A 1860-nucleotide genomic window follows, 5' to 3' on the forward strand; every position below is an offset into this window, starting at 1 on the left:
TAAATAAAGAATTGAATAATTAAAAAATAACGAAAGCACAACAATGGCTATAAGTAATTGCTTGTTCTCGCCTACTTTGGAAATTCCGCAGGAATTTCCAACTTGGTGTGTACTTGCAAAGTTAAGTGCTAAACCACGCAACTACTCATAGCCGAGACCGTTGCCACACATTTGAGAAAAATGCGAACTAAAATTATAACAATAGTATTTTTAATCGGAATTTTTAGCGTCACGAACGCTCAAGAAAACGTGGATAAAAATGAAATGGTTGGGTTTGCTTGTTATTTTGCTGGACAACCTTCAAAAACAGTAAAAAAGTACACTCAAAAACTGAATAGCAAAAACTATAAATGGATTTCCAAAAAACTGCGCTCTGAAAACAATGCAGAAAAATATATGTCAGTTATCACACTTGAAAAACTGACTGAACTTGAAAAATATGAACTCACTCAAACGGAATTGAATTTGATTGCCGAAATTAAAAAATCAACTGAATTAGTTTCTGTTTGTTCAGGTTGCACTTATTTCCAAAAAGTCGAACTGAAAGATATGTTTACGGACGAAATGATGACAATGGCAAGTAATTGGCTGAATTATAATTTTAAAACAGACCGATGATTATGATGACCAAAGTTGCAAATAATATCAGCCGAATTATATACAATCCAAAATTATCAGCGATTATTATTTGCGTTCTTTGTTTATTGGGAATGCTTACTGCGAGATACATCGAAATTTGGTTTCGTTTTTCTGATTATAGATGGATTTATCAATATGGTAGTTTATTTTCAAAAGGACTTGTACTTTTAATGATAGGTTGGTCTTTACTTCATCCAGTAATCGTTATATCGGAAAAGGGAAAACAATGGAAAAAGTATTGGATTTGGATTTTAATTGGCTTAATTCCTTTTCTTTATTTCGGAATTATGATGTCAATTGCAATGACAAGAACAATAGAATAAAAACGTGTGGCAACAACGTGTATAGCTCATTGCTATTCAGTTGCTTAAGCCAAAGTTAAGGCATACTTGGAAAGTCGCCAAATTTTTAAATTTGACGATTTCCAAGAAAAATATAAATAGTAAATTTAAAAATCTGGCTTGTGGCTCAACCGAAAATTAATAGCTAATTTGCACGCAACGAGCCATACACAAGACCGTTGTAACCAATTTGAGAAACTGAATGAGTCCTGAAGTACCAATCATAGTTATTATACTCGCAATTCCGACATTTTTTATTTTACGTTGGATATTAAAGCGATTTATAAAAAATAAGAAAACCAGAAATTGGACTTCAATTTTCGGAACAATAATTATTGCACCGATTTTATATATCGGACTTGTAATGGCTTTCTTCAGTTATTTATTTTACGAACCTCAATATGATTTTGAAAAAGAAAGATGGTTTGCCGACAAAAACGCAAGATTTGAAATGCGAGACGATTTAGTAAATAGTGGAATTTTGAACGGAAAATCGAAAAGTGAAGTTATTGAACTGATTGGAAAATCGGAAAGTAATGATTCGACTGAAATTTGGACTTACGACTTGGGAATGTCTGGTGCTGGATTTGGTTGGCAATTTAATAGTTTGCAATTGACTTTTGAAAACGGAAAAGTTACTGACGTCAAAAAACACGAAATAGTTGATTAAAAAACTGGTTACAACACCGTGTATAATTAATTGCTTGGTCACTGCCGACTTACGAACATTCCTTCGGAATATTCTATTCGTGATTTATTTGCTAAATTAGTTGCTTAACGTCGCAACTAATCATACACAACAACGTTGGCAACAAGATGAGAAACCAATTCAAAACAAAGAATAATTTGAATAAATCGCTATTATTTCTATTCTTTATTA

3 protein-coding genes are annotated in these 1860 nt (G+C 32.3%); all 3 read left to right on the top strand.

All coding sequences use genetic code 11. From position 1 onward, the window contains the following. Window positions 1-249 precede the first annotated feature (249 nt). The 3 genes from Q0822_RS18165 to Q0822_RS18175 all read left to right on the top strand — a co-directional run bounded on the left by Q0822_RS18165 (window position 250) and on the right by Q0822_RS18175 (window position 1650). Complete coding sequence (locus Q0822_RS18165; protein ID WP_299126391.1) at window positions 250-618, top strand: hypothetical protein; 369 nt, start codon at window positions 250-252, stop codon at window positions 616-618. A gap of 2 nt (window positions 619-620) precedes the next feature. Further along, complete coding sequence (locus Q0822_RS18170) at window positions 621-962, top strand: hypothetical protein (RefSeq protein ID WP_299126392.1); 342 nt, start codon at window positions 621-623, stop codon at window positions 960-962. Window positions 963-1182: 220 nt separating this feature from the next. After that, on the top strand, window positions 1183-1650 hold the full coding sequence (locus Q0822_RS18175) for a hypothetical protein (RefSeq protein ID WP_299126393.1): 468 nt from the start codon (window positions 1183-1185) through the stop codon (window positions 1648-1650). Window positions 1651-1860: the final 210 nt, after the last annotated feature.

The sequence above is a fragment of the uncultured Winogradskyella sp. genome (assembly GCF_947496485.1).
Taxonomy (GTDB): domain Bacteria; phylum Bacteroidota; class Bacteroidia; order Flavobacteriales; family Flavobacteriaceae; genus Winogradskyella.

Coding starts and splice junctions, on each gene's coding strand:
- Q0822_RS18170 (WP_299126392.1), top strand. CDS start 621: ATGATGACCAAAGTTGCAAATAATATCAGCCGAATTATATACAATCCA.
- Q0822_RS18175 (WP_299126393.1), top strand. CDS start 1,183: ATGAGTCCTGAAGTACCAATCATAGTTATTATACTCGCAATTCCGACA.